The following is a 25,592-nucleotide window of genomic DNA, read 5'->3' on the forward strand; positions in this document are numbered from 1 at the left end:
AACGACGCCCGTAATCGGTTCACTTCATGCCTGTCCACACCCTCAAGATGCTCTTGATCAGCACAAACGCACAGACCTAACGAAGCACTACTAGGCCGGGGAGCCGGACGAGAAGCGGCGGAGCAGCGGGGAGAGGACGAGCACGGACTTGGTGCGCTCCACGAACGGCTCCCCCGCGATGCGCTCCAGGACCCGCTCGAAGTGGCGCATGTCGGCGGCGAAGACCTGGACGACCGCGTCCGCGTCGCCGGTGACCGTGGAGGCGGCGACGACCTCCTGGTAGCGCTCCAGCCCGCGCCTGATGGTGTCCGGGGAGGTGTTGTGGCGGCAGTAGATCTCGACGAACCCCTCGGTCTCCCAGCCGAGCGCCGACGGGTCCACCCGTACGGTGAAGCCGGTGATGGCGCCGGTGGCCCGCAGCCGGTCCACGCGCCGCTTCACGGCGGGCGCGGACAGGCCGACGAGCTGCCCGATGTCCGCGAAGGAGCGGCGGGCGTCCTCGGCGAGGGCGTGCACGATGCGTTCGTCGAGTTCGTTCAGCACGGTGGATCGATCACTTCTCGGGCGGTACGGGTGTTGCCAGTCGGGAACGGCGGTGGCCGTACACGAAGTAGAACACGAGCCCGGCGGCCATCCAGACCCCGAAGACCACCCAGGTGACGGCCGAGAGGCTGCCCATCATCCACACGCACAGCCCGAAGCCCACGGCGGGCACGACCGGGGACAGCGGGACGCGGAAGGTGCGGGACATGTCGGGGCGGGTCCGGCGCAGCACCACGACGGCGACGTTGACCAGGGCGAAGGCGAAGAGCGTGCCGATGCTGGTCGCGTCCGCGAGCTGGCCGAGCGGGATGGCGGCGGCGAGGACTCCGCAGAACAGGGACACGATGACCGTGTTGGCCCGGGGCGCCCCGGTCTTCGGGTGGACCCTGCCGAACACCTTGGGCACGAGGCCGTCCCGGGACATCGCGAAGAGGATGCGGGTCTGGCCGTAGAGCACGGTCAGGACGACGCTCGCGATGGCGATCACCGCGCAGGCGGCGAGGAGGGTGCCCCAGAAGGACTGGCCGGTGACGTCCCGCATGATCTGGGCGAGGGCGGCCTCGGAGTCGTTGAACCGGCGCCAGGGCTTCGCGCCGACGGCGACGGCCGCGACGACGACGTACAGCGCGGTCACGATGACGAGGGAGAGCATGATCGCGCGGGGCAGGTCGCGCTGCGCGTTCTTCGCCTCCTCACCGGCCGTGGAGGCGGCGTCGAAGCCGATGTACGAGAAGAAGAGCGTCGCCCCGGCCGCGCTGACACCGGCCATGCCGAGCGGCATGAAGTGGTCGTAGTTGCCGGACCTGAAGCCCTGGACGCCGACCGCGCAGAACAGCACCAGCGCGGCGATCTTCACGCACACCATGACCGTGTTGGCGCGCGCGGACTCCCTGGCGCCGCCGAGCAGGAAGGCCATGGCGAGGAGGACGACGATCAGCGCCGGGAGGTTGAAGACGCCGCCGTCGCCGGGCGGGGCGGACAGCGCGTTCGGGATGGTGACCCCGATCGTCCCGTCGAGGAGTTCGTTCAGGTACTCGCCCCAGCCGACGGCGACAGCGGCGACCGAGACGCCGTACTCCAGGATCAGACACCAGCCGCAGATCCAGGCGATCAGCTCGCCGAGGGTGGCGTAGGCGTACGAGTACGAGGAACCGGCGACCGGGATGGTGCCGGCGAGTTCGGCGTACGAGAGGGCCGAGAACAGGGCGGTGAGGCCGGCGATCACGAAGGAGAGGGTGACGGCGGGACCGGCCTTGGGGACGGCTTCGCCGAGGACGACGAAGATGCCGGTGCCGAGGGTGGCGCCGATGCTGATCATCGTCAGCTGCCAGAGCCCGAGGGAGCGGCGCAGGGAGCCGCCCTCACCCTGGCCGCCCTCGGCGACCAGGCGTTCCACGGGTTTGCGGCGCATCAGGCGCGCGCCGAGCCCCGGGGACGGTTCGGCGGTCCGACTGCGGTCGTGCGGGGGTGCGCCTTGGTCGAGCACGCGGATGGCTCCTTGTCGCTGCCGGTCGGGGCGGCAGGGACCGACGGCACGAGGAGGGCCGCCGAGCGGAGGTCCTGCCGCGCGCTGGGTACAGCGCTCGACCTTACGAGGCCACGCGTCCTGACCGTAATGCGGCATCCTTGCGCGCCGCCGCAGGATCGTTGCGTTCGTGGGGCGGGGGTGCGGATTCGTTGCGTGGCGGGTGTGGGCCTCCCACGCGGCCTGCCCGGTCACGCCGAGGGCGGCACCGGTCCGGGTCCAGGAGGTGCCGTCAACTCCCGCCTGCCTGAACCGACTTGGCCAAGCGTCGGCAGCCGCGCGCCGCATCCCCACGGCCCCCGCGCATCCCGTACGACGGGACGACAGGGGCCGTGCGCGAGGGAGTCGGGTCAGTTCCAGCTCGCGTGGAGGGGCTTGCCCTCCGCGTAGCCCGCCGCGCTCTGGATGCCGACGATCGCGCGGTCGGCGAACTCCTCCAGGGAGCCCGCTCCGGCGTAGGTGCAGGAGGAGCGGACGCCCGCGATGATCGAGTCGATCAGGTCCTCGACGCCCGGGCGGGCCGGGTCGAGGTACATGCGGGAGGTGGAGATGCCCTCCTCGAACAGCGCCTTGCGGGCCCGGTCGTAGGCCGACTCGTCCGACGTGCGGTTGCGGACCGCGCGGGCGGACGCCATGCCGAACGACTCCTTGTAGAGGCGGCCCCCCGCGTCCTGCTGGAGGTCGCCCGGCGACTCGTACGTGCCCGCGAACCACGAACCGATCATCACGTTCGACGCGCCGGCCGCGAGCGCCATCGCGACATCGCGCGGGTGGCGGACCCCGCCGTCGGCCCACACGTGCTTGCCGTACTTCTTCGCCTCGGCTGCGCACTCCATGACGGCCGAGAACTGCGGCCGGCCGACGCCGGTCATCATGCGGGTGGTGCACATCGCGCCGGGGCCCACACCGACCTTGATGATGTCGGCGCCCGCCTCGATGAGGTCCTTGACGCCCTCGGCCGCGACGATGTTGCCCGCCACGATCGGCACCCGCGGGTCGAGCGCCCGGACCTGCCGGATCGCGCTGATCATCGACTCCTGGTGACCGTGCGCGGTGTCGATGACGAGCGTGTCCACGCCCGCGTCGAGCAGCTGCTTGGCCTTCTGCACGAAGTCGCCGTTGATGCCGACGGCGGCCGCGATGCGCAGCCTGCCGTCCGCGTCGACGGCCGGGTCGTACAGCGTGGCGCGCAGCGCGCCCCTGCGGGTGAGGATGCCGGCGAGCTTGCCGTCCTTGTCGACGGCGGGCGCGTAGCGGCGGTTGGCGCCGTCGAGCTTGTTGAACGCCTCGCGCGGGTCGATGTCCGCGTCGAGCAGCAGCAGGTCGCGGGACATGACCTCGCCGAGCTGCGTGAAGCGGTCCACACCGGTGAGGTCGGCGTCGGTGACGACACCGACCGGGCGCTGGGCCTCGTCCACCACGACCCCGGCGTTGTGCGCGCGCTTGGGCAGCAGGGCCAGCGCGTCGGCGACGGTCTGGTGCGGGGCCAGCCGGATCGGGGTGTCCAGGACGAGGTGGCGGCTCTTCACCCAGGACACGACGTCGGTGACGACCTCGATCGGGATGTCCTGCGGGATGACCACGATCCCGCCGCGCCGGGCCACGGTCTCGGCCATGCGGCGCCCGGCGATGGCGGTCATGTTGGCCACGACCAGCGGGATGGTGGTGCCCGTGCCGTCCGGGGAGCTGAGGTCCACGCCCTGACGCGATCCGACCGCGCTGCGGCGCGGCACCATGAAGACGTCGTCGTACGTCAGGTCGTACGGGGGCTGGATGTCGTTGAGGAAACGCACGTGCTGCACATCCCAGTCGATCAGAGGTGGTCCCCGGACAGGTCAGCCAGGGGGAAGAGCACGTACTTCATTGTCCCATGTCGGGTGGAATGCCATGCCTCGGATCATCGTCCAGGCGGGTGCGGGGCGCCGCTGGAGGAAGGTCCAAGCGAACCCGTGCTTCATGTGCGGGCAACCTTCGGGACACCTCGCGTATCGAACGGTCATGACTTCCCTCCGCACGGTGCTCGGGGCGGCGCTCACCGCCGCGGTGCTCGCCCTCGCGCCCGGATCCGCCGCCCTCGCCGCCGGCCCCTCCCCCTCGCCGACCCAGGCGTACGCCACGATCGAGGCGGACGCCCAGCTCAACGTGGGGGCCGCCGCACAGCCGGTCCACGTGGGCTGGCAGTTCTACGACGGCGGCGCGAACGTTCCCGTGCCCACGCGCCAGACGCTGGTCATCGACGCCCGCGACCTGGCGGGTGTCGCGGCCGTCACCGCGGACGACCCGAGGTGCACGGCCGCCGGGCGGGTCGTCACCTGCGTCGACACCGAGGAGTCCCAGCCGCCGTACGTCGACTTCACCGTGCGGGCGGACCCGGGCGCCGCCGTCGGTGCCACCGGCACCCTGACGTACACCGTCTCCGCCGAGCACGGCACCGGCGCCACCGCGCGGGCGAAGGTGGTCGTCGGCGTCCCCGAGCTGACCGTCGGCAAGGTGCCCGACGTGACGCACGCCAGGATCGGCTCCCGGATCGAGCTTCCGCTCCGGCTGCGCAACACCGGCGACCTCGCCACCGACCGCCGCATCATGCTGCGCTGGGAGGAGGTGGGCGGACTGGTCTTCGACCGGAAGTTCTCCAACTGCGCCTACGGCGACGGCGACGACCCGGTCGAACCCGGCAGCCAGGCGTCCGTGACCTGCGTCTTCACCGCCCCGGTGGCCGCGGGCGCCACGGTCGAACTGAGCAGCCCGCTGACCGCCACGGTCGGCGCCCGCGTCCTCACCGCCGTGACCGACTACTCGGCCGAGCTTCTGAAGCCCGGCGTGGAGCCCGGCGGCGGCAGCGACCACGGGACCGGGCCGGAACTGACGCTGGTGCCCGCGTCCGGTCCGGGCAGCGGCTTCGAGAGCGGCGCCACCGGCCAGGTGCGGGTCTCGGCGGACAGCTCGGCCGACCTCGCGGCCACCGCCGCCGTGACACCCCGCCGTACGGGCGGCGAGTGGACGCTGACCCTCAACGCCGTGAACCACGGCCCGGCCTCCGCGTACGGCGTCGGCGACAGGTCCGTCGCCCTCGTCGACGTCGTCCTGCCCAAGGGCACGGTGGCGACCGGCAACGCCTTCGAGGAGGGGGAGGACACGCCCTACGGCGAGTGCTTCCTCCCGGTGGGCGACGGCGGGACGGCACCCTTCGCGGCGGGACACCGGCACTACGTGTGCCCGGTACCGCGTGGTGTCGCCGCCGGGAGGAGTCAGCTGTTCGTGCTGTGGGTGAAGGCGGCCAAGGACTACACCGGCGCCGAGGGCACGGCGACCGTGCTCCCCGGCCCGGCCGGCATCCCGCTGCACGACCCGGACTCCGCCAACGACCGCGCCACGTTCGCCTTCACCACGTCGACCGCGTCACCGACGCCGGGCCCGTCCGCGTCCTCGCCCACGACGGGCACGTCCCCCGGCCCGGAAGCGTCGGACGGTACGTCGGCCGGGCCGGCCGCGACGGACGTCCCCGGCGGGACGCTGCCCCACACGGGCTCCGGCCCCATGGCACTCGTCGCCACCCTGGCGGCCGGCGCCGTGGCGCTCGGCTCGACGGCCCTGCTCGTCGTCCGCCGCCGGCGCGACTCCCGCTGACGCGAAGGCCGTTCAGTACAGGAAACGGTGCAGGGGAGCCGACTCGGTCAGCAGCATGGTGAGCCGGTGGGCGAGGCGCTGCCACGCCTCGTCCTGTCCGTAGCTGAGCCTCACGTCCTCGCCGTCGCCCGCCTCGATCGCCGCGAAGAGCGTGGCCGTGTCGGCGTCGGGCGTGAGGTCCACCAGGGACAGCACCCGCGCCAGCGCGCCGACCAGGCCGACGGCGGTCTTCTCGGGCGTCAGGACGGTGGTGCGGACGGTGGCGACGACGCCCGAGGGGTCGGGCAGGTCCGGCGGGGCCACGAGGAGTCCGGACAGCTCGCGCAGCAGGGCGTACAGCAAGTCCGTGTCCCCGGTGGGCAGTTCGGCGATGCGCAGGCCCTCGTGCTCCCAACGGCCGTTCGGCGTCCACACCTTGGGTCCTCGCGCCACCGCCTCGGCGAGCGTCTCCCGCACCCGCAGGAAGGCCGCGAGCCCGTCCGCGAAGAGCGCGTGGTCACCGCCCGCCGCGCCCACGGACTCGGCCAGGGGCGCCAGCAAGTGCTCTTCCACCCGGTCGCACTGCGCTTCGAGGTCCGGGTCCACGACCACCAGCCGGACCGCCGTGCGCTGCTCCTGTTGCTCCATACCGAACACTCTGCCAGCCGCCTCGGACAATCGGGCTAGCGCCCGCCTCCGCCCAGCGCGAGCACGACGGACAGGGCCGGTGTCGCGTCGACCGCGTCCCCGAAGACGTCGACGGCGGTCGCCCACTCGTCGGGCCGTGCCGCGGCGTACGGCCGCCAGTTCCGTACGACGACCAGGAGTCCCCGCTCGACCGCCGCGTCGGGCCACACGGTGTGGTCGCCGAGGCTGTCCGCGAGGGCGTCCCAGTTCCGGCCGAACCAGTCGGGAAGCTGGAGCGCCCGGGCGCAGCGGTCCATCAGGCCGGCCTTGTCCGTGACCCCGTCGAGGTCGAGGGTGACCGCGAACTCCGTCATCTCAGTACCGTCCTGAACGACTTGTAGTGATCATCGGTGTAGTAGATCCCGCCGTCCTGCCCGGTGACAATGCGCCGGGCCCCGCGATCCCGCGAGCCCGGCGTCCTGACGGTGTACTCGTGGTAGAAACCGCGCTTCTGCCGGGGCAGCAGCTTCTCGTGGTTCCCGAAGACGACCCCGTCCCTGGCGTACGGGAACGGCCCGCCCCGGTCGATGAGGGCGACGGTCCGCCGCGCCTCGGCGGGGAGCTGGGAGAGCCTGACGGTGGAGGTGGAAGCGGAGGTGGGAGTGCCCGTGGAGGAGGCGGTGGCACCGGTCGTAGCCGTGGAAGAACAGCCGACCGGCAGCAGCACGGCCAGAAAGACGAGAAGCACCCGGGAGACGAACCGCAGCAGCATGCGCCCGATGCTGCCACGGCCGTCCCCGCACGACGTGGTGTCGCGGCCCGTCAGATCCCGTCGGGGTCCGTCCGGCTGAGCGCCGACTTCGGCGACGACCCGGCCGTCATCAGGTAGTCCGCCGCCGCCGTGTCCGTCACCAGGCTGGTGACGAGCCCGGACCGCAGCACGGCGTCGATCGCCGCCGCCTTCCGCTGCCCGCCCGCGATCGCGACGACCTCGGGGATACGGCGCAGCTGGTCCGCCTTGACGGTGATGCACCGCTCGCCCAGGTCCCGGCCGACCCGGCGGCCCTCCGCGTCGAAGAGGTGCGCGGAGGTCTCGGCGGCGACACCGAGGGACGAGTAGTGCGCCCGCTCCTCGTCGCTGAGCATGTCGTAGACCGTCGAGATGCCCGGCTCCCAGGAGCCGATGGAGACACAGGCGACCGTGACCTTGTCGAAGTACTCGAAGGCCCGGGCGATCCCCGTCTGGTGGCGCAGCGCCTCGGCGGTGGCCGCGTCCGGCAGCAGCATCGGGGCGTAGATGGGGTGCGCGTCGCCGCCCGACACCTGCGCGGCCCGCCGTACCGCCTCGACCGAGCCGCGCTCGGCGGTCCCGGCGTCGTACACGCCCGTCAGCTGGACCACCGTGCAGGGCGGCAGCCGGTCGAGGGCCGCCGCCATGTGGATGGTGGACCGGCCCCAGGCGAGGCCGAGCACATCGCCCTCGGTGACCAGCTCGCCGAGCAGGTCGGCCGCGACCTCCCCGAGGTTCTCGGGGTCGGGCGACTCCTCGCTGACCTCGGCCGGGGACTCGACCACGACGGCGTGCCTCAGGCCGTACCGGGCGCGCAGCGCGTCCGAGCGCTCCGCGTCCAGTTCGGCCGGTACTCGGATCTCGATGCGTACGAGATCCCGTTCGAGAGCGGTCTCCAGGACCCGGGCCACCTTGAAGCGGCTGACGCCGAACTCCTCGGCGATCTGGATCTTGGACTTGCCCTCGAGGTAGAAGCGGCGGGCCATGGCCGCCGCCTGCACCAGCTCAGCGGGTCCCATCCGCATGGCTGACCGGCCCGCCGACATACCCGACACGGCGATCTCCTCACTGCTGTTCACACTCTGGATTCGCCGTTCATCCTTGCAGATCCGGCGCACTTGATCAGCCTTGATGGCCGCCGTTCACATACCTGCCGCTCAGTGGTCGCACGCCCAGGATGCCTTGCCGGTGGCCGCCTCCGCCTGCGTGCGCAATGCACGTACCGCCGCGGCCGGGTCGGATGCGCCGTACACCGCCGAACCGGCGACGAACACATCCGCGCCCGCGTCCGCGCAGCGCTCGATCGTCGCGGCCGAAACTCCCCCGTCGACCTGCAGCCACAGCTCCAGTCCGTGCTTCTTGATCAGTTCACGGGTGCGGCGGATCTTCGGCAGCATGATGTCGAGGAACGACTGGCCACCGAAGCCCGGCTCCACGGTCATGATCAGCAGCATGTCGAGTTCGGGCAGCAGATCCTCGTACGGCTCGATCGGCGTCGCGGGCTTGAGCGCCATGGACGCGCGCGCTCCCTTGGCCCGAATCTCACGGGCCAGCCGCACGGGCGCGGCCGCCGCCTCGACGTGGAAGGTGACGGAGGAGGCACCTGCCTCGACGTACTGCGGTGCCCAGCGATCGGCGTCCTGGATCATCAGATGGCAGTCCAGCGGGGTGTCCGTCGCCCGCGCCAGTGACTCTACGACCGGTACGCCGAGGGTCAGGTTCGGGACGAAATGATTGTCCATGACGTCGACGTGGAGCCAGTCCGCGCCGGACACGGCGTCGGCTTCGTCGGCGAGGCGGGCGAAGTCCGCGGACAGGATGCTGGGGTTGATCTGGACGGCCATGCCCCCAAGCCTGCCATGCCCTCCGGGGGTTGGCCGCATCGGTCCGTCGTGGGTGGGGTGCGATGTCTGGTGCGGGTCCGTTGGGGATGGGGGGTCTTTGGGGGGCGGGTCCATTGCGGGGCGGTGGGTTTTCGGGTGCCGGTCCGCTGCGGGTGGGTGGGTTTTCCGGTGCGGGTCCGCTGTGGATCGGTGGGCTGTCCGGTGCCGGTCCGTCGTGGATCGGTGGGCCTTCAGGTGCCGGTCCGTGATGGATCGGTGGGTTTTCGAGTGCCGGTCCGTCGTGGATCGGTGGGTTTTCAGGTGCCGGTCCGCTGTGGATCGGTGGGTTTTCGAGTGTCGGTCCGTCGTGGCTGGGCGCGCAGTTCCCCGCGCCCCTTTCGGGGCGCCGGTCGGGGGCGGGGTGGAGATTCGCGGGTTCCTTTCGGGGCGCGGGTTGTGGGCGGGGTGGAGATCCTCGGGTCCCTTTCGGGGCGACGGTTGTGGGTGGGGTGGAGATCCTCGGGTTCCTTTCGGGGCGCCGGTCGGGGGCGGGGTGGAGCAGGGCCCGTCGTTCGTCGTACCGGGGCGGTGCGAGTTGCTCGTCCGGCTGACCCCGCAGCATCGTCCGGCTGATCCGGGGTGCGAGAATCCTGCACTTCACCGGCTTTCGGCCGCGGGCAGGGCACCTCAGCGGAGAGGGAGATGGCAATGGGCACGGGACAGCCGTTCGGCTCCTACCAGAACGAGATCTACCTGAACGGGCTCGGCGGCATCGTGCCGTCCTACCCCATGGCCTTCGCGGAGCTGGAGGACCGGGCGAGTTCCGCGCTGCCGCCCTCCGTGTGGTCGTACGTCGCGGGCGGGGCCGGTGACGAACGCACCCAGCGGGCCAACGTCACCGCCTTCGACCACTGGGGTCTGGTCCCCCGCATGTTCGTCGGCGCGGCCGAACGCGACCTGTCCGTCGACCTGTTCGGGATGCGGCTGCCCTCCCCGGTGTTCATGGCTCCGATCGGCGTCATCGGCCTGTGCGCCCAGGACGGCCACGGCGACCTGGCGACCGCGCGGGCCGCCGCGCGCACCGGCGTCCCGATGGTGGCGTCCACGCTGACCGTCGACCCGCTGGAGGAGGTCGCCGCGGAGTTCGGGGACACCCCGGGCCTCTTCCAGCTCTACACCCCGACCGACCGCGACCTCGCCGCAAGCCTGGTGCACCGCGCCGAACAGGCGGGCTACAAGGGCATCGTGGTCACGCTGGACACCTGGGTCACCGGCTGGCGCCCGCGTGATCTCTCCACCGCCAACTTCCCCCAGCTGCGCGGTCATTGCCTCGCCAACTACACCAGCGACCCGGTCTTCCGCGCCCGCCTCGCCCGCACCCCGGAGGAGGACCCGCAGTCGGCCGTCCTGCTCTGGACCCAGCTCTTCGGCAACCCCCTCACCTGGGACGACCTTCCCTGGCTGCGCTCCCTCACCGATCTCCCGCTGATCGTGAAGGGCATCTGCCATCCCGAGGACGTCCGGCGCGCGAAGGACGGAGGCGTGGACGGCGTCTACTGCTCCAACCACGGTGGCCGCCAGGCCAACGGCGGCCTTCCCGCCCTCGACGCGCTCCCGGCCGTGGTCGACGCGGCGGACGGTCTCCCGGTCCTGTTCGACTCGGGCGTCCGCAGCGGCGCCGACATCGTCAAGGCGGTCGCCCTGGGCGCCACCGCCGTGGGAATCGGCCGCCCGTACGCCTACGGCCTCGCCCTCGGCGGCACGGACGGCATCGTCCACGTCCTTCGCTCACTGCTCGCGGAGACCGACCTGATCATGGCCGTGGACGGCTACCCGACCCTGGCGGACCTCACGCGAGAGGCACTCGGGCACGTCGCCTGAGCCGCGGCTCACCCGGTCCGGCGGATGAGCGCGAGGTACATCGCGTCGGTCCCGTGCAGGTGCGGCCACAGCTGTACGTCGGGACCCTCGCCCAGCGCCGGGACGTCGGGCAGCAGCGGGCGGGCGTCGATCAGTTCGGTCCGCGGAAACTGCTTGAGCACGTCGTCCACGACGGCGCGGGTCTCGGCGAGATGCGGCGAACAGGTCGCGTAGCCGACGACCCCGCCGACGCGCACGGACTCGAGCGCGGTGCGCAGCAGGTCGCGCTGGAGCGGCGCGAACCCTTCGAGGTCCTCCGGCCGACGGCGCCACCGCGCCTCGGGGCGGCGGCGCAGCGCGCCGAGTCCGGTGCAGGGCACGTCCATCAGGACCCGGTCGAAGGTGCCGGGCCGCCACGGCGGCCGGGTCCCGTCGGCGGCGATGACCTGGTACGGCCCCGGGTTCCCGGCAAGCGCCTTCGCCACCAGGCCCGCCCGGTGCGGCTGCTTCTCGGAGGCGAGCAGCACGGCCCCCCGCTCGGCGGCCACGGCGGCGAGCAGCGCGGCCTTGCCACCGGGCCCGGCGCACCCGTCGAGCCAGTACCCGTCGCTGCCGTCCAACGGCGCGTTGGCCAGCGCGAGGGCGACCAGCTGACTGCCCTCGTCCTGCACCCCCGCCCGTCCTTCCTTGACGGCGGCGACGGCCCCGGGCTCACCGCCCTCGCTGAGCCGCACGGCGTACGGAGACCAGCGTCCCGGCACCGCGGCCTCCTCGCGGAGCAGTTCCTCGGTGGTGGACCGGCCGGGCCGGGCGACCAGGGTCACCTCGGGCCGTTCGTTGTCGGCCTCCAGCAGGTCCTCGATGCCGGCGCGCCCGCCGCCGAGGGAGTCCCAGAGTGCGGAGACGACCCAGCGCGGGTGCGAGTGCACGAGGGCGAGGTGGTCCTCGGGGTCGTCCTCGTAGGGCGGCGCGACCTTCTCGATCCAGGTGTCGAGGTCGTCGTGGGCGACCTTGCGCAGTACGGCGTTGACGAACTTGGCCCGCCCGTCGCCGAGCACGACCCGGGCGAGCTCGACGGAGGCCGACACGGCGGCGTGCGTCGGGATCCGCGTCCCGAGCAACTGGTGCACACCGAGGCTGAGTACGTCCAGCACGGGCGGGTCGACCTCGCGCAGCGGCCGGTCGACGCACGCGGCGATGATCGCGTCGTACGTCCCCTGCCGGCGCAGGGTCCCGTAGACCAGCTCGGTGGCCAGCGCCGCGTCCCGGGCGTCGAAGTCACCCTTCTCCCGCGCCTTCCGCAGCAGCGGCGGCAGCACGAGGTTGGCGTACGCGTCCCGCTCGTCCACGGCCCGCAACGCCTCGAAGGCGAGAAAACGCACGGGATCCTTCTGCGGCCGACGGTAGGGCCTGCCGGGCTTACGGGGACGCGGGGCCTGCTCACTCACGAAAAAGGTGCTCCGGATTTCTGCCTGAGTTGTGTGCACAGGGTACGTCGCACTGCCGTGGGTGTGCGCGGGGCGTGGGGTGCGGGGCCTCGGGACGCGGAGGCCCGGAGGTGCCGAGGTGGAGGGGGCTGGTTCGGGTGCGTCGTGGCTGGTCGCGGAGTTCCCCGCAGCCTTCCGGTGCGGATCGCGGACCGGGACTCCGGGGTTCCCGGGTGTCCCGGGCGGACGACTAGGCCGTCCCGAGCGCCCCCACGCTCTCCCCCGCCCCGATCCGCGCCCCCCGCGCCCAGTCCGCCGCGCGCATCGGCTTCTTGCCCTGGGCCTGGACCCAGAGCAGCTCGACGGCGTAGGAACCGGTGCCGACGTGCACGTTGTTCTTGCCGACGGCCAGCGCGCCGGGCGCGAGGTCGGTGCGGTCCGGTGCGGGTGCGGCCTGGATGAGCTTGAGGCGCTCGCCGCGGAACACGGTCCAGGCACCCGGCGCCGGGGTGCACCCGCGCACCACCCGGTCCACCCGGAGGGCGGGGGCCGTCCAGTCCACCTGCGCGTCCTCGACGGTGATCTTCGGGGCGAGGGTGATGCCGTCGTTCGGCTGCGGCACGGCCTTCAGGGTGCCGTCCTCGATGCCGTCCATGGTCGCGGCGAGCAGGCCCGAGCCGGCGAACGCGAGCCGGGTGAGCAGATCGCCGCTGGTGTCGGTGGGGCGGATCTCCTCGGTGACGGTGCCGTAGACGGGCCCGGAGTCGAGGCCCTCCTCGATGAGGAAGGTGGACGCGCCGGTGATCTCGTCGCCGGACATGATGGAGTGCTGCACGGGCGCGGCGCCCCGCCAGGCGGGCAGCAGCGAGAAGTGCAGGTTGACCCAGCCGTGGGCGGGGACGTCGAGGGCGACCCGGGGCAGCAGCGCGCCGTAGGCGACGACGGGACAGCAGTCGGGGGCGATCTCCCGCAGCCGCTCCAGGAACTCCGGATCGCGCGGCCTGCCGGGCTTCAGCACCTCGATGCCCGCCTCCTCGGCCCGCTCGGCGACGGGACTCGCCACCAGCCTGCGCCCACGCCCGGCCGGCGCGTCGGGCCGCGTGACGACGGCGGCGACCTCGTGCCGCCCGGAGGCGATCAGGGCGTCCAGGGCGGGAACGGCGACCTCGGGGGTACCGGCGAAGACGAGCTTCATGGGAGGGTTCGGGCCTCTCGGGCGGAGGTGGGCGGGCAGCGCACCAGTCTATGGCGCACCCCGGCACCGGCGCCCGGCGGCTCATATCCGTCAACCCGCCGGCACCCGCGGCGCGCACCGGTCCGGCGGGGGGGGCGTACGCATATGCCCCTACGCCCCCGGTGCGTGACCAGCGGAGCGTACAGACGTTGGTCAAGAAAGAGTTGACCTCTATTGGGCCGCATTCGCGTGGCCCGATCCTTTTCAACGCCGGTTCGAGAGGCTTGTTCATGGCCGACCACGCAACCCACGACGCCCAGGCTCGGGCCAGCCTGCACTTGCTGGTGCGGGACATCGAGCGGGTCCGCCGGCAGGTGGACGCACTGCGCACACTCACCGCCCAGCTGGGCAACGTCTACCGCCCGCGCCGCTCGGGACCCTCCACGGGCTTCGTCGTCTACGGACGCGCTCCCGCTCCGACGGTCCGTCTCGCGCAGGAGCTGCGGGACAGTGTCGAGACCCTGGTCACGGCCGCCGTGGACTTCGACCGCTCACTCGGCTTCTCGTGGGACGCGGTGGGCTCCGCCCTCGGGGTCACCAAGCAGGCCGTACACCGCCGCTACGGCGCCCGCCGCGCAGCGACCCAGGCCGCGGCCGACGCCGAGCGCACGACGGAGGCGGCGACGACCCGCCCGGTGGCCGTCAACACGGGCCTCCCCACCATGCCCGCGCTGCCGACCATGCCGACCCTCCCCACGGTCCCCGCCGCCCGCTCCATGCCGACCCAGCCCACGGCGGGCAGCCCCACCCTCCGCGACGAGGCCAGGCCGACAGCCTTCCCGGGCCCCCGAAACGGCTGACCCACCCTCACCCGCCCACCACCACCTGCCTCCCGGCCACAATCCGGGAGGCAGCGCCGTGTGCGCCCCCACGAACGGCGAACGGCGGGCCTCCAGCCGCATGTGTCCTGAGCGGACGACGAACGGCTGGCCGCCGACGACGAGAACCCCGACGGCACACGTTCACCTGTCGGCAGACGGTGAACGGGCGATGCGCGGGTGGGAGAACACCCCAAGGCCGAAGGCCGAGGGAGAACCTCACCCGATGTCCGGCGGATCGACCCGCACCCGCACCACATCCCCCCCACCCCGAGCCATCCGAGCCGCCTGCGCAGCCTTCAACGCCGCGGCCAACGCGCCCCCGCTCCCAGGCCGCACCCGAATCAACGCCCGCTCCCACCGCTCCCCCACCGGCGGCCCCCCGACCCGCCGAGCCCCACCCACCGCGACCGGCACCGGAACAGGCCCCAACACCTCGGCATCGGCAGGCAGTTCCACAGCGGCGAGAAACTCCGCCACAGCCTCCGCACCCCCCGCCACCGCAGCCATCCGGGACACCGGCGGAAACCCCAGCTCCCCCCGCTCCGCGAGCTCCCGCACCGCATGCCCCACGGGATCCCACCGCACCAACGCCTGCACCGGCCGCAGCGTGGGTTCCGCCACCACGACCACGGTCCCCCCGACCCCCTGCGCCCGCACCAGCGCCCCCGCCGCGATCCACCGCCGCAACGCGTCCTCCCCGGCCCGCAGATCGGGCCGCCCGAGCATCGCCCACCCGTCGAGCAGCAACGCCGCCGCATACCCCCCGTCGGCCACCGGCTCGGCCCCGGGCGTGCTCACCACCAGCGCGGGCGTCCCCGGCACGGTGTCGAGCACCTGCTCCCGCCCGGACGTCCGCACCGGAACCGCGGGAAACGCCCGCCCCAACTCCTCCGCCGTCCGCCGCGCGCCCACGATCTGCGCCCGCAGCCGGAACCCCCCGCACTCGGGACAGTGCCAGGAGTTCTCCTCGATCCCGCACCACCCGCAGCGCAGCACACCCGCGTCCTGCCCCTCCAGCGGCCCCGCGCAGTGCCGGCACCGCGCGGCGGCCCGGCACTGGGCGCACGCCATCCGCGGCACATATCCCCGCCGGGGCACCTGCACCAGCACGGGCCCGTGCTTCAGTCCCTCCCGCACCGCCTGCCACGCCAGCGTGGGCAGCCGCGCGGCCCGAGCGGCCTCGTCCCGCGCCAGGTCACCGTCCCCCACGGTCCGTACGAGCGGAGCGGCCGACCGCACCTGGTCCCGCGAGGCGACCAACGGCCGGGCCCACCCGCTCTCGACCAGTTGCGCGGCCTCGACGGTGCAACTCCAACTCCCCAGCAGGAAACCGCACTTGTCCTGAGCGGCCCGCAGCAACAGCACCTCCCGGGCATGCGGCTGCGGCGCGTGCGGCTCACTGTGGCTGCCGTCCCCGTCGTCCCAGATCACGACGAGTCCCAGGTCCTGGACCGGCGCGAACATCGCGGCCCGGGTCCCGACGACCGCCCGCACGGATCCCCGCCGCACGGCCAGCCACTGCCGATACCGCTTCTCGGGCCCGGCATCGGCGGTGAGCACCGCGTGCCGCCCCTCCCCCAGCACAGCGGTCAGCGCGGCATCGACCCGCCCGACGGCCCGCCCGTCCGGTACGACGACCAGTGCCCCCCGCCCGGAGGCGAGCGTCGCGGCGACGGCGCGCGCGATCTCCTCGCTCCACTCGGGCCCCGGCAACGCGTTCCACACAGCTCGCGGCGCGCCTCCCGAAGCCAGCGCCTCCAGGAACCCGGTCCCCCGCTCGTACCGCGCCCAGGACCCGGCCTCGGGCACCTCGGGCGGCGGCAACGGCGCGGGCGACGGCTTCTGTTCGGCCCGCGCGCTGCGCGGCGGCACGGCCAGCTGCAGCACATCGGCGAGGCTTCCGGCGTACCGATCCGCGACGGCCCGCGCCAGCCCCAGCAACTCGGCACTCAGCACGGGCTCGGGCGACACCACCTGAGCCAGCGCGGCCAGCGGCCCGGAGTAGTCGGACTCGGCCAGCCGCTCGACGAGGAACCCGTCGATCAGCCCTCCGCCCTCACGGCGCCCGTCCCGCACCCGATGCCGCCCGGCCCCGAATCTGACCCGCACCCGCACCCCGGGCTGCGCGTCGGCGTCCAGTTCCTCGGGCACCGCGTAGTCGAAGTACCGGTCGAGATGCAGCACTCCTTTGTCGACGAGCACCCGCGCCACCGGCAGCTCCCCGGCCAGCACGGCCCCGCGCCATGTCCGCGGCTTCGCCTTGGGCCGCTTCGCCTGCCGCACACTCTCCCGGATCAGCGCAAGCTGCTCGGGCGGCGCACCCTCCGCCCCGCCGTCCCGTTCCCCATCAGCGCTGCTCACCCTTGCATTCTTACCAAACCCGACTGACAACGCCGGAAGCCCGCCACCCGCACATGATCTTCTAGGCCCCGGCGAGGACCTGGACGATGAGGTCCTCCGCGCAGGCCATGTCCTCGTCCGGGTCGCCGTCCCGGAACCGCCCCCCGGCCTCCGAGGCGGCGAACCCGAGCATGAACGTGGACAGCAGCCGCTCGGCCCGCGGGATCCGCTCCTCCTGGAGACCGGCGGCGCGCAGGGCTCCGTAGACCGCGTTGCGAGGCCCGACGGCCTCGGGGGTGACCGCGGGGCGCTGGAAGAGCAGCAGGAACAGGTCGGGGTGGCGGCGGGCCGTGGCCCGCATGCTGTGGGCGAGCAGGCGCAGTTGCTCGCGCCAGCCGACGTCGGGGCCCGGCACCTCGATCTCCAGCAGCAGTCGTTCCACGAGGCCGTCGAGGAGTCCCTGTTTGTCGCCGACGTGCCGGTAGAGCGTCATCGGGTTCACGTCGAGTTCCTGCGCGACGGCCCGCATCGTGACGGCCGACAGCCCCTTCCGGGTCGCCAACTCCCATGTCACGTCGAGCACTTGATCACGACTGATCCGTCGTGGCGTCACTTGACATCCTTCCTCGCAGCTACGTATACAGAGTATACGTATACGTTGTATATATCGAGGGAGCAGCCATGCTGACCGTCACCGGCCTGCGCAAACGATGGGGTCCCGTCCAGGCTCTCGACGGCTTCGACCTGCGGATCGAGCCCGGCGAGATCTGCGGCCTGATCGGCCACAACGGCGCGGGCAAGACCACCTTCGCCCGCACGGTCGCCGGCCTGGAACGCCCGGACGCGGGCACGGTCGTGGCCGCCGGGACGAACCTCACCACCGCCCCACGCTCCGCCCGCTGCCTGATCGGCCTGGCCCCCCAGGAGACGGCCCTCTACCCGACCGCCACCCTCCGCGAGAACCTCCGCCTCTACGGCGGCCTCGCCGACCTGCGCCGCACCGGACTCCGCGCCGAACTGGCCGCCGTAGCCGAGGCGTTGGCCCTCACCGACGTACTCGACCGCCCGATCGCGGCCCTCTCCGGCGGCCAGCAGCGCCGCGCCCAGGCGGCCACGGTCCTCCTGCCCCGCCCCCGCGTCCTGCTCCTCGACGAACCCACCGTCGGCGCCGACCCCACGACCCGCGAAGCACTCCTACGACTCGTCAGGACCCGCGCCGACGAAGGCGCCGCGATCTGCTACACCACGCACTACCTGCCGGAGCTGGAGCAGCTGGACGCCACGCTCGCGGTCGCCGCGGCCGGCCGGGTGATCGCCCGCGGCCACCGCGGCGACCTCCTGGACGGCCTCCCCGGCGAGGTCACCGTGACGTTCACCGGCGCCGTGCCCGACCACCTGGCAGACGCCTCGGCTCCCGCCGGCGAACTGCGTTTCAGCGCGGCCGACCCGGCACAGGCACTCGCCCGGCTCCTCCGTGATCTCGGCCCCGACACGGCCAGGGTCCGCACGGCCGCGATCCGCGAACCGTCCCTCGACGACCTCTACCGCAGCCTCGCGGAGACCCACGATGCGGCCTGAACCGGCACCGGCCGGCGCCACCCCGGCCCGTCACACCTGGGTGATCACCCGCCACACCCTCGTCCTGCTCCTCCGCGACCCGGGAACCCCCCTCGCGTACACCGTCATGTCCCTGGTCCTGCTGAGCGTCCTCCACCCGGTCTACGACCGCCTGGCGACCCCCGGCACACCGGGCATCACACAGGCAGCTCCGGGCATCGCGGTGATGTTCACCCTGCTGGCCCTGGACGTGGCCGGCCAACTCCTGCTCTCCGAACGCACCTGGCACACCTGGGACCGCCTGCGCTCCGGCCCGGCGCACCCCTCGACCATCCTGGCCGGCAAGGCCCTCCCCCTGGTCGCGCTGTTCCTGACCCAGCAGGCGGTCCTCTTCCTCTTCGCGACCGCGGCCTTCGGCTTCCCCCTCACCGCCGGCACCTGGCGCCTCCCGCTGATGGCCCTGCTCTGGGCGACCTGCGTCACCGCCTGCGGCCTGGCCCTCGGCGTCCACGCCCGCAGCCAGGGCCAGTTGGCCGCCGCCTCCGACATCGGCGCCCTCACCATCACCTGCCTCAGCGGCTGCCTGGTCCCCCTCACCGTCCTCCCCCACTGGGTCTCCACAGTGGCCCCCGCGACCCCGGGCTACTGGGCCCTCCACGGCTTCCGGGCAGCGATCACCAACAACACCACCGCCTACACCCACGCGACGACCGTCATAGCGACCCTCACCACAACAGCCCTCCTCGCATCGGCCCGCCCCATCCGCCGCTGAACCGTCGGCCCCCGTTTGGACTCGCCCGTGGCCGAAACCGCTTACTCGACAGGGCAGTTCACGTCGGCTTCGCTCCCCATGAGGAAACGGGAAACGCCCGTTCAGCCTTGTTCGGCCCAGTCGGCTGCCCCACGCTGAATCACGGCGCTCCTCGGCTGCCGGCCGAGGAACGACGGAGGTCGAAGTGCTGGATCAGTCACGCGAATTCGGGCCGGAACTGCGCAAGAGGCGGCTGGCCGCCCGGCTCTCCCTGCACCAACTGGGACAGCGCGTGCACTACAGCAAGAGCCAACTGAGCAAGGTGGAACGGGGAATCAAGCGCCCGACGCCCGAGCTGGCACGCCTGTGCGACACCGAGCTGCGTGCCGGGGGCGAGCTGAGCCGGCTCGTGCCCGTCCGACCCTCCGAACCGCCTCTGCACTCCCCCGGTAGCGACGACGAGGTGTGGCTGATGCAACTGCGCAAGGACGGTTCGAGTTCCTTCCAACCCGTGACCCGCCGTGGGCTGATCACCGCCGGTGCCGCCTCGGTGCTGACCCTGAACACGGTCGATCAGTGCTCGCTCTCCGTCGAGGGCGCCGAGACCTTCGTCGACGCCTCACGGATGCTGTTCGACCAGTTCCGGCGGCTCGGTCAGACCTCGGGACCCGCGAGTGTGCTGCCGCCGCTCATCGCGCAGACCCACAGCCTGGAACAGCTCGCCGCGCGCAGCGGACCGCGCGGACGGCGCACCCTGCTGCTCCTCGCCTCCCGCTACGCCGAGTACGCGGGCTGGATGGCCCAGGAGTGCGGCGACGACACAGCCGCGATCTGGTGGACGGACCGCGCCGTGCACCTGGCGGCAGCGGGTGCGGACCCCGGGCTGGCCACCTACGCACAGGTCAGGCGCTCACTGATCAGCCTGTACCGCGGCGACATCGCCGAAGCCGTGGAACTGGCCTCCCACGCCCTGGGGAGCGACGCACCCGTCCGCATCCGAGGCCTGGCCGCCCAGCATCTGGCGCAGGGCGCCGCAGTCGACGGCGACCACGACACCTGCATGACCAGCCTCGACCAGGCACGCCGTCTCCTCGAACAGGACGCCGCCGACCCCGCCGAACCGGTCCTCGGCGCCTCGCACGTACCCGACGTCGTCTCGATGTTCACCGGCTGGTGCCTGTACGACCTGGGCCGTCCGAAACAGGCCGCCACCCTGCTGGACCAGGAGACCGCCCGTATCCCGGAGCACGCCTTCCGCACCCGGGCCCGGTACGGCGTCCGACGCGCCCTGGCCCACGCGGCGGCGGGCGAGATCGACCACGCCTGCCGGATCACCGCCGACGTCCTGCCGTCCGTACGGCTCACCCACTCCGCGACGGTCTCCGCCGACCTCCGCCGCCTCGGCCACACCCTCGGCCGGCACTCCCGCAACGCCTCCGTACGGGAGCTGATCCCGGATCTGTCCAGCGCGCTCACCCACGCCGGCACCTTCTAGAAGGGCTACGACCATGCACGAGATCTTCGTCAACTACCGCACCAGGGGCGGCAAGGAGGTCGCCCACTCGTGCGACCGCGTACTGTCGGCCAGGTTCGGCGACGACAGCGTCTTCCTCGCCCGGAAGTCGATCGAGGCCGGTCACTACGGCGACGTGATCGTCGGGGCGGCCCGGCGGAGCCATGTGCTGCTGGCTCTCATCGACGACCAGTGGATCGACGCACCCGACCGGAACAGGCCGAACACGCGGGCCCTCGACAATCCCCGTGACTGGGTCCGGCGCGAGATCGAGGAGGCCCTGGACTCCGGGGTGCTGATCGTCCCGCTGTTCATCGGCCGCAGGGTGGAGCAGCTCGACCCCCGACGGCTGCCCCGCTCGATCTCCGGGCTGGCCGAGTACCAGTACACGCGGGTCGAACTGCACACGCTGGACGCCGATCTCACCCGGCTCGCCGACCGTCTCGTACGGCGGGTACCGGCCCTTGCCGCACTGGACCACGGGGCCGTCCCGACCGATGAACCCGCACCCGCCGAGCCCGACGTGAGCGTCCGCAACGACCACCAGAGCGGCGGGATAGGGCAGGTCAGCGGGACCGTAGGAACATATGTGCACGACGCCCGAGGTCCGTTGCACACCGGCAGCGGCGGCCAGTTCAACGGACCCCAGGTCAACGGGGACGGCACGAACTTCGTCTCCGGCGACAACCACGGCGGAATACGTCAGGGCTTCGGCACCCGGACTCCGCGCGGAGGCGAGGACCGGTGACCGAGACGCTCGGTTCGTACATCCGTGAGGCCCATGGGGCCGTCAACAGCGGCGACGGACCCCAGTTCAACATCTACTACGCGGCCGAGGCCCGGCTGCTGGAACAGGTGAGCAGGCGTCCACGGGCGATAGCGAAGGAGGATCGTGAGCATCTCGCCGCGCGTTTCGTACCGCCGCGCGGCATGCAGCACGCGCGCAACCGGCTGGACGAGACGAACACGGTACTGATCGACGGACTGCCGGGCAGCGGCCGGCGCACCGCCGCGCTCATGCTGCTGCACGAGCTGTCCGACGCCAAGGGCAGTCTGCACGAGCTGCCGGACACCTCCGACGACACAGCCACCATGGCTCTCGACGCGGGCGACATCAGCGACGGCGACCGGCTGCTGCTGGACCTCTCCGAGGTGGACGAATCCCGCTACATCGCGGTCCAGACGGCGCTCTCCGACTTCCGCGACAGCCTTGTCCGCCACGGCGCCCACCTCGCCGTGGTGCTCCCGCACCGCCTCGGCTATCTGCTCCGGGGGGAACTGAAACATCTGACGGCGGAGATCGGCCGCCCCTCGGCGCAGCGCGTGCTGATCACCCATCTCCGGCACGAAGGCATCGAGCCACCCCGGTCGGAACTGGACGTCAGCGGTCTCACGTCGTATCCGCCACAGGTCCCGATGCGCGACATCGCGGGACTCGCCCACCGGATCCGGCGCTGCCGGGACGCCTCGCCGGCCGACCGTGGTTTCTCCGACTGGCTGGCCGAGTCGCTGGCCGACCAGCACGACCAGACCGCCCGGGTGGCGGCGGATCTCGCGTCCCAGCGGGACGGCAGGCGCAGAGCGCTGCTGTTGTCCGTCGCCCTGTTCCACGAAACCACTCCGGGAACGGTGCTGCGGGCCGCGAATACCCTGCTGGGTGTCCTCAGCCATCCACCGGACCCCACCCCGCGCCTCGACCGGGCGGACCTCTACACCGAGCTCTCCGACATCGGCGCCGAGGTGCGGCCCGACGGTCGGGTGCGGTTCCGCATCGTGGGATACGACCGCGGGGTGAGGGACCACTTCTGGACGTTCCTCCCCGACATCCGCAGGCAGTTGCGCGACTGGTTCGACACGTGTCTGGTCGATCCCTCGCTCGCGCAGTCCGACCGCAAGGAGGCCGTCGCCAGGTTCGCCGCCCAGAGCCTGCGCACCGCACGCCCCGAGGATCTGTCCTGGCTGGCACACCGGTGGACGTCGGACAGGGCACCGGCCCATCTCGTCCCGGACGCCGCCCAGTTGCTGGCCCTCGGCCTGGACGACGAGCAGCACGGCCGCCACTTCCGGCAGCAGATCTACGACTGGAGCACGTCGACGGAGACAGGCGCCGGGCTGCGGCGAGTGCTCGTTCTGGTGTGCTCCCGGACGATGGCCCGCTCGCATCCGGATCAGGCGCTCGTCCGGCTGCACCATCTGGCGCGGCGCTCGACCGGTGCCGTGGGCGCGCGAGCCCGCCAGGCACTGCTGGACCTGGCGCGGTCGGACAACCGTCTGTACCGGCGGCTGCTGGACCGGCTCGGTGCCGGCATCGCCCAGGGCCAGTGGGCCGAGGACCGCACGCTCTTCCTCGAACTCGCCGACCCCGTACGCCTCATGGGGTACCGAAGCATCCGCGAGTCACTGACCAGCTGCTGGTACGGCGTACTGCGTGCGCCCGTCGAGTCCTGGGCGGCGCCCCTGGCAGGCTGGCTCTCCGCCGCCGAGGACCTTCGTCACCGCGCCCTGGTGCTCAGAGTGCTCACCGCCGCCTGCGACGCGGACGTCCAGGTCTCCGGGCGTCTCTACAGCGCCGCCCTGCGCTGGCAGTACGCCGGCCCTGGCGCGTCCCGTGCCGAGACCGTCTCCGCCCTGCTGCGGAGGATCAACACCGCGCAGGGCATCGAGTCCTACCCACTCGCCGTCTGATCGCGAGCACCCATCGGGGGCCTTCCATGAGTTCTGGACACAGGGCGATGACGCTGTTCGTCACCGTCATCCTCGGCCTGCTCCTCGTCATCCTCAATCTGTGTGCCGACTGGCCACGCTGGGCATGGGCCGCGTCCGCAGCGCTGCTGGCGGTGATCGGGGTGGTGACGAACAGAGTCCTCACCCCGAAGCGCGAGCCGTTCCCCCGCGACCTGCTGCCGGAACCGGATCTCCCGCTGCCGGATCCCGCGCGGCAGGACCAGCGTGTGACCCATGTGGCACTGCCCAGTTCGGTTGCGGACTACGACTTCTCCTTCTCCGCGACGGTGCGCTGGCTGGTGCTGGACGCACCCTCGGACGCGCCGTACATCAATCCTGCGGGCCTGGCGATCGACGCGATCCTCCAGCGCGCCCGCGGCGTGACGGCCCAACAGCCGCCCCACCGCAGCGCGTTCGTGCAGCATCAGCTCGACGGGGCCCTGGCCACCATGCGCGTCGACGCCACCGGCCGAGTCATGTCCATGGCGCTGGACGTCTCGCTGAGCCTCCCGGAACACGACCGCGAGCGACTCGCCAAGCTCTCCGATGTACGCAAGGACGAGGACGTCTGGGAGCACGAGCGGAACTACGAGCGCAGCAAGCGCGCCTATCTCGGCGAGGACGTCCTCAAGGACACGGGCAGCGCCGTGGTGTGGTGGCTCTCCCGGAACGAGAAGGAGGTGGAAGGCGCGGTCGACCGCATCGGTCTGCTGGCCCGGCTCTCCGCCGCGGCCAAGAACGAGACGGTCGCGCCACCCTTCGAGCACTTGGTGCCGCAACCGAGGGAGGTTCTCACCGACGACACCCCGGACGACGGGCCGTCGACCGGCCGGCAGCAGCCGTACGACGTGGGAGAAGCGACGGTCTCCGACAACGGCTCCGGGGAGGTTCTCTCCGTCGACTCGTTGCTGGAGTGGTTCGGTTTCTCCGCCGCCGACGCGGACGTGAACCTGTTCGCCGAACGTCTGATCACCATCGCCTCGGCACACGGCAAAACAGAGGCCGTCGACGAGATCAGGCGCCACTTCGAACCCGACCCACCGGAACAGGCGGATGCCGGCGCACCGGGCGACTCGACTCCACCCCCGGAGGGCTCGGCTCCACCCCCGGACGACGACCTCACACCCTGACCCCTTGTGGGGCGGAGAACACCGAGGCCCGGCTCCCCCGAAGGGAAACCGGGCCTCGTAAAGCCTGGGTGCGGCTCGGAACTACAGGCCCGCAGCCGTCCGCAGGGCGTCCACGCGGTCGGTGCGCTCCCACGTGAAGTCGGGGATCTCACGGCCGAAGTGACCGTAGGCCGCGGTCTGCGCGTAGATCGGCCGCAGCAGGTCCAGGTCGCGGATGATGGCGGCCGGGCGGAGGTCGAAGACCTCGTCGATCGCCTTCTCAATCCGGTCCGTGTCGACCTTCGCCGTGCCGAACGTCTCGACGAACAGGCCCACCGGCTCGGCCTTGCCGATCGCGTACGCGACCTGCACCTCGCAGCGCGAGGCGAGACCTGCGGCGACGACGTTCTTGGCGACCCAGCGCATCGCGTACGCCGCCGAACGGTCCACCTTCGAGGGGTCCTTGCCCGAGAAGGCGCCGCCGCCGTGGCGGGCCATCCCGCCGTACGTGTCGATGATGATCTTCCGGCCGGTCAGGCCCGCATCACCCATCGGCCCGCCGATCTCGAACCGCCCGGTCGGGTTCACCAGCAGCCGGTAGCCGTCGGTGTCGAGCTTGATGCCCTCCTCCACCAGCGCCTTCAGCTCGGCCTCCACCACGAACTCCCGGATGTCCGGGGCCAGCAGCGACTCCAGGTCGATGTCGGACGCGTGCTGCGAGGACACCACGACCGTGTCGAGACGGACGGCCTTGTCGCCGTCGTACTCGATGGTCACCTGGGTCTTGCCGTCGGGACGCAGGTAGGGGATGGTCCCGTTCTTGCGGACCTCGGACAGGCGCTTCGACAGACGGTGCGCCAGGAAGATCGGCAGCGGCATCAGGGTGGGCGTCTCGTCGGTCGCGTAGCCGAACATCAGGCCCTGGTCGCCCGCACCCTGCTTGTCGAGCTCGTCCTCATCGCCTTCGACACGCTTCTCGTACGCCGTGTCGACACCCTGCGCGATGTCCGGGGACTGCGCGCCGATCGACACCGAGACGCCACAGGAGGCGCCGTCGAAGCCCTTCTTCGAGGAGTCGTAGCCGATCTCCAGGATCTTGTCGCGGACGAGCTGCGCGATGGGCGCGTAGGTCTTGGTGGTGACCTCGCCGGCCACGTGCACCTGGCCGGTGGTGATCAGCGTCTCGACGGCGACCCGGGAACCCGGGTCCTCCCGCAGAAGCGCGTCGAGAATGGTGTCACTGATCTGGTCAGCGATCTTGTCGGGGTGACCTTCGGTCACGGACTCCGAGGTGAACAGGCGACGGGACACAACGCTCCCTGAGGTTGCAGCGGCTGCTGGC

At 72.1% G+C, this 25,592-nt stretch carries 22 protein-coding genes; 9 read left to right on the forward strand and 13 right to left on the reverse strand.

Features of this window, described 5'->3' with window-relative positions:
- Positions 1–90: 90 nt before the first annotated feature.
- The 3 genes from ACIPTO_RS26470 to ACIPTO_RS26480 all read right to left on the reverse strand — a co-directional run bounded on the left by ACIPTO_RS26470 (position 91) and on the right by ACIPTO_RS26480 (position 3,861).
- Positions 91–543 carry an Lrp/AsnC family transcriptional regulator gene (locus ACIPTO_RS26470; protein WP_366323212.1) on the reverse strand — a complete coding sequence of 151 codons (453 nt, stop codon included), beginning with the start codon at positions 541–543 and terminating at the stop codon, positions 91–93.
- Positions 544–553: 10 nt separating this feature from the next.
- Positions 554–2,029, reverse strand: a complete 1,476-nt coding sequence (locus ACIPTO_RS26475; protein WP_366323210.1) for an amino acid permease — start codon at positions 2,027–2,029, stop codon at positions 554–556.
- Positions 2,030–2,418: 389 nt separating this feature from the next.
- The gene (locus ACIPTO_RS26480) at positions 2,419–3,861 is read right to left on the reverse strand and encodes a GuaB1 family IMP dehydrogenase-related protein (protein WP_366323357.1); all 1,443 of its coding nucleotides are present in this window, start codon (positions 3,859–3,861) and stop codon (positions 2,419–2,421) included.
- A 205-nt stretch (positions 3,862–4,066) separates the two neighbouring features.
- On the opposite strand from ACIPTO_RS26480, the gene ACIPTO_RS26485 reads away from it, so the two are divergent.
- A complete protein-coding gene (locus tag ACIPTO_RS26485; RefSeq protein ID WP_401196167.1) occupies positions 4,067–5,695 on the forward strand; it encodes an LPXTG cell wall anchor domain-containing protein in 1,629 nt (542 codons plus the stop codon).
- Between the two features lie 12 nt (positions 5,696–5,707).
- Here the strand turns inward: ACIPTO_RS26485 and ACIPTO_RS26490 are convergent, their stop codons facing one another.
- The 5 genes from ACIPTO_RS26490 to rpe form a co-directional block, all read right to left on the reverse strand.
- Positions 5,708–6,322, reverse strand: a complete 615-nt coding sequence (locus ACIPTO_RS26490; RefSeq protein WP_401196170.1) for a hypothetical protein — start codon at positions 6,320–6,322, stop codon at positions 5,708–5,710.
- Between the two features lie 35 nt (positions 6,323–6,357).
- Positions 6,358–6,675: a barstar family protein gene (locus tag ACIPTO_RS26495; protein ID WP_401196172.1), complete on the reverse strand. Its 318-nt coding sequence runs from the start codon at positions 6,673–6,675 to the stop codon at positions 6,358–6,360.
- Positions 6,672–7,073: a ribonuclease domain-containing protein gene (locus tag ACIPTO_RS26500; RefSeq protein ID WP_401196175.1), complete on the reverse strand. Its 402-nt coding sequence runs from the start codon at positions 7,071–7,073 to the stop codon at positions 6,672–6,674. Before ACIPTO_RS26500 ends, ACIPTO_RS26495 begins: the two co-directional genes overlap by 4 nt.
- A 50-nt stretch (positions 7,074–7,123) precedes the next feature.
- The gene (locus ACIPTO_RS26505) at positions 7,124–8,170 is read right to left on the reverse strand and encodes a sugar-binding domain-containing protein (RefSeq protein ID WP_366323200.1); all 1,047 of its coding nucleotides are present in this window, start codon (positions 8,168–8,170) and stop codon (positions 7,124–7,126) included.
- A gap of 78 nt (positions 8,171–8,248) precedes the next feature.
- Entirely contained in the window at positions 8,249–8,935 is a 687-nt protein-coding gene (gene rpe / locus ACIPTO_RS26510) for a ribulose-phosphate 3-epimerase (RefSeq protein WP_366323198.1), read from the reverse strand.
- A gap of 687 nt (positions 8,936–9,622) precedes the next feature.
- Here rpe and ACIPTO_RS26515 point away from each other — a divergent pair.
- Positions 9,623–10,795 (forward strand): alpha-hydroxy-acid oxidizing protein, encoded by a 1,173-nt coding sequence (locus ACIPTO_RS26515; RefSeq protein WP_366323196.1) that lies wholly within the window; start codon positions 9,623–9,625, stop codon positions 10,793–10,795.
- A gap of 8 nt (positions 10,796–10,803) precedes the next feature.
- Here the strand turns inward: ACIPTO_RS26515 and ACIPTO_RS26520 are convergent, their stop codons facing one another.
- Both ACIPTO_RS26520 and fmt read right to left on the reverse strand, forming a co-directional pair.
- The gene (locus tag ACIPTO_RS26520) at positions 10,804–12,222 is read right to left on the reverse strand and encodes an RsmB/NOP family class I SAM-dependent RNA methyltransferase (RefSeq protein WP_401196179.1); all 1,419 of its coding nucleotides are present in this window, start codon (positions 12,220–12,222) and stop codon (positions 10,804–10,806) included.
- A gap of 229 nt (positions 12,223–12,451) precedes the next feature.
- Complete coding sequence (fmt, locus tag ACIPTO_RS26525; RefSeq protein WP_366323192.1) at positions 12,452–13,396, reverse strand: methionyl-tRNA formyltransferase; 945 nt, start codon at positions 13,394–13,396, stop codon at positions 12,452–12,454.
- Positions 13,397–13,665: 269 nt separating this feature from the next.
- On the opposite strand from fmt, the gene ACIPTO_RS26530 reads away from it, so the two are divergent.
- On the forward strand, positions 13,666–14,235 hold the full coding sequence (locus ACIPTO_RS26530) for a hypothetical protein (RefSeq protein WP_366323190.1): 570 nt from the start codon (positions 13,666–13,668) through the stop codon (positions 14,233–14,235).
- Positions 14,236–14,472: 237 nt separating this feature from the next.
- Here the strand turns inward: ACIPTO_RS26530 and ACIPTO_RS26535 are convergent, their stop codons facing one another.
- A complete protein-coding gene (locus ACIPTO_RS26535) occupies positions 14,473–16,617 on the reverse strand; it encodes a primosomal protein N' (protein ID WP_401196182.1) in 2,145 nt (714 codons plus the stop codon).
- 61 nt (positions 16,618–16,678) lie between these two features.
- Positions 16,679–17,179, reverse strand: coding sequence for a TetR/AcrR family transcriptional regulator (locus tag ACIPTO_RS26540; RefSeq protein WP_366323186.1), 501 nt, complete (start codon positions 17,177–17,179; stop codon positions 16,679–16,681).
- 98 nt (positions 17,180–17,277) lie between these two features.
- On the opposite strand from ACIPTO_RS26540, the gene ACIPTO_RS26545 reads away from it, so the two are divergent.
- The 6 genes from ACIPTO_RS26545 (at position 17,278) to ACIPTO_RS26570 (ending at position 24,271) form a co-directional block, all read left to right on the forward strand.
- Positions 17,278–18,174: an ABC transporter ATP-binding protein gene (locus ACIPTO_RS26545; protein ID WP_401196185.1), complete on the forward strand. Its 897-nt coding sequence runs from the start codon at positions 17,278–17,280 to the stop codon at positions 18,172–18,174.
- A complete protein-coding gene (locus ACIPTO_RS26550) occupies positions 18,164–18,925 on the forward strand; it encodes an ABC transporter permease (protein ID WP_401196187.1) in 762 nt (253 codons plus the stop codon). Before ACIPTO_RS26545 ends, ACIPTO_RS26550 begins: the two co-directional genes overlap by 11 nt.
- Positions 18,926–19,109: 184 nt before the next feature.
- The gene (locus tag ACIPTO_RS26555) at positions 19,110–20,399 is read left to right on the forward strand and encodes a helix-turn-helix domain-containing protein (protein WP_401196189.1); all 1,290 of its coding nucleotides are present in this window, start codon (positions 19,110–19,112) and stop codon (positions 20,397–20,399) included.
- A 13-nt stretch (positions 20,400–20,412) separates the two neighbouring features.
- Complete coding sequence (locus ACIPTO_RS26560; RefSeq protein WP_401196191.1) at positions 20,413–21,165, forward strand: TIR domain-containing protein; 753 nt, start codon at positions 20,413–20,415, stop codon at positions 21,163–21,165.
- Positions 21,162–23,102, forward strand: a complete 1,941-nt coding sequence (locus ACIPTO_RS26565) for an ABC transporter substrate-binding protein (protein WP_401196194.1) — start codon at positions 21,162–21,164, stop codon at positions 23,100–23,102. The genes ACIPTO_RS26560 and ACIPTO_RS26565 overlap by 4 nt, the downstream gene beginning before the upstream one ends.
- 26 nt (positions 23,103–23,128) lie before the next feature.
- Positions 23,129–24,271 carry a hypothetical protein gene (locus ACIPTO_RS26570; RefSeq protein WP_401196196.1) on the forward strand — a complete coding sequence of 381 codons (1,143 nt, stop codon included), beginning with the start codon at positions 23,129–23,131 and terminating at the stop codon, positions 24,269–24,271.
- An 81-nt stretch (positions 24,272–24,352) separates the two neighbouring features.
- Here ACIPTO_RS26570 and metK read toward each other — a convergent pair whose 3' ends face one another.
- On the reverse strand, positions 24,353–25,561 hold the full coding sequence (metK, locus tag ACIPTO_RS26575; protein WP_401196198.1) for a methionine adenosyltransferase: 1,209 nt from the start codon (positions 25,559–25,561) through the stop codon (positions 24,353–24,355).
- Positions 25,562–25,592 lie beyond the last annotated feature (31 nt).

It is taken from the genome of Streptomyces sp. NPDC090083, from assembly GCF_044747445.1.
In the GTDB taxonomy this organism is placed as follows: Bacteria; Actinomycetota; Actinomycetes; order Streptomycetales; family Streptomycetaceae; genus Streptomyces.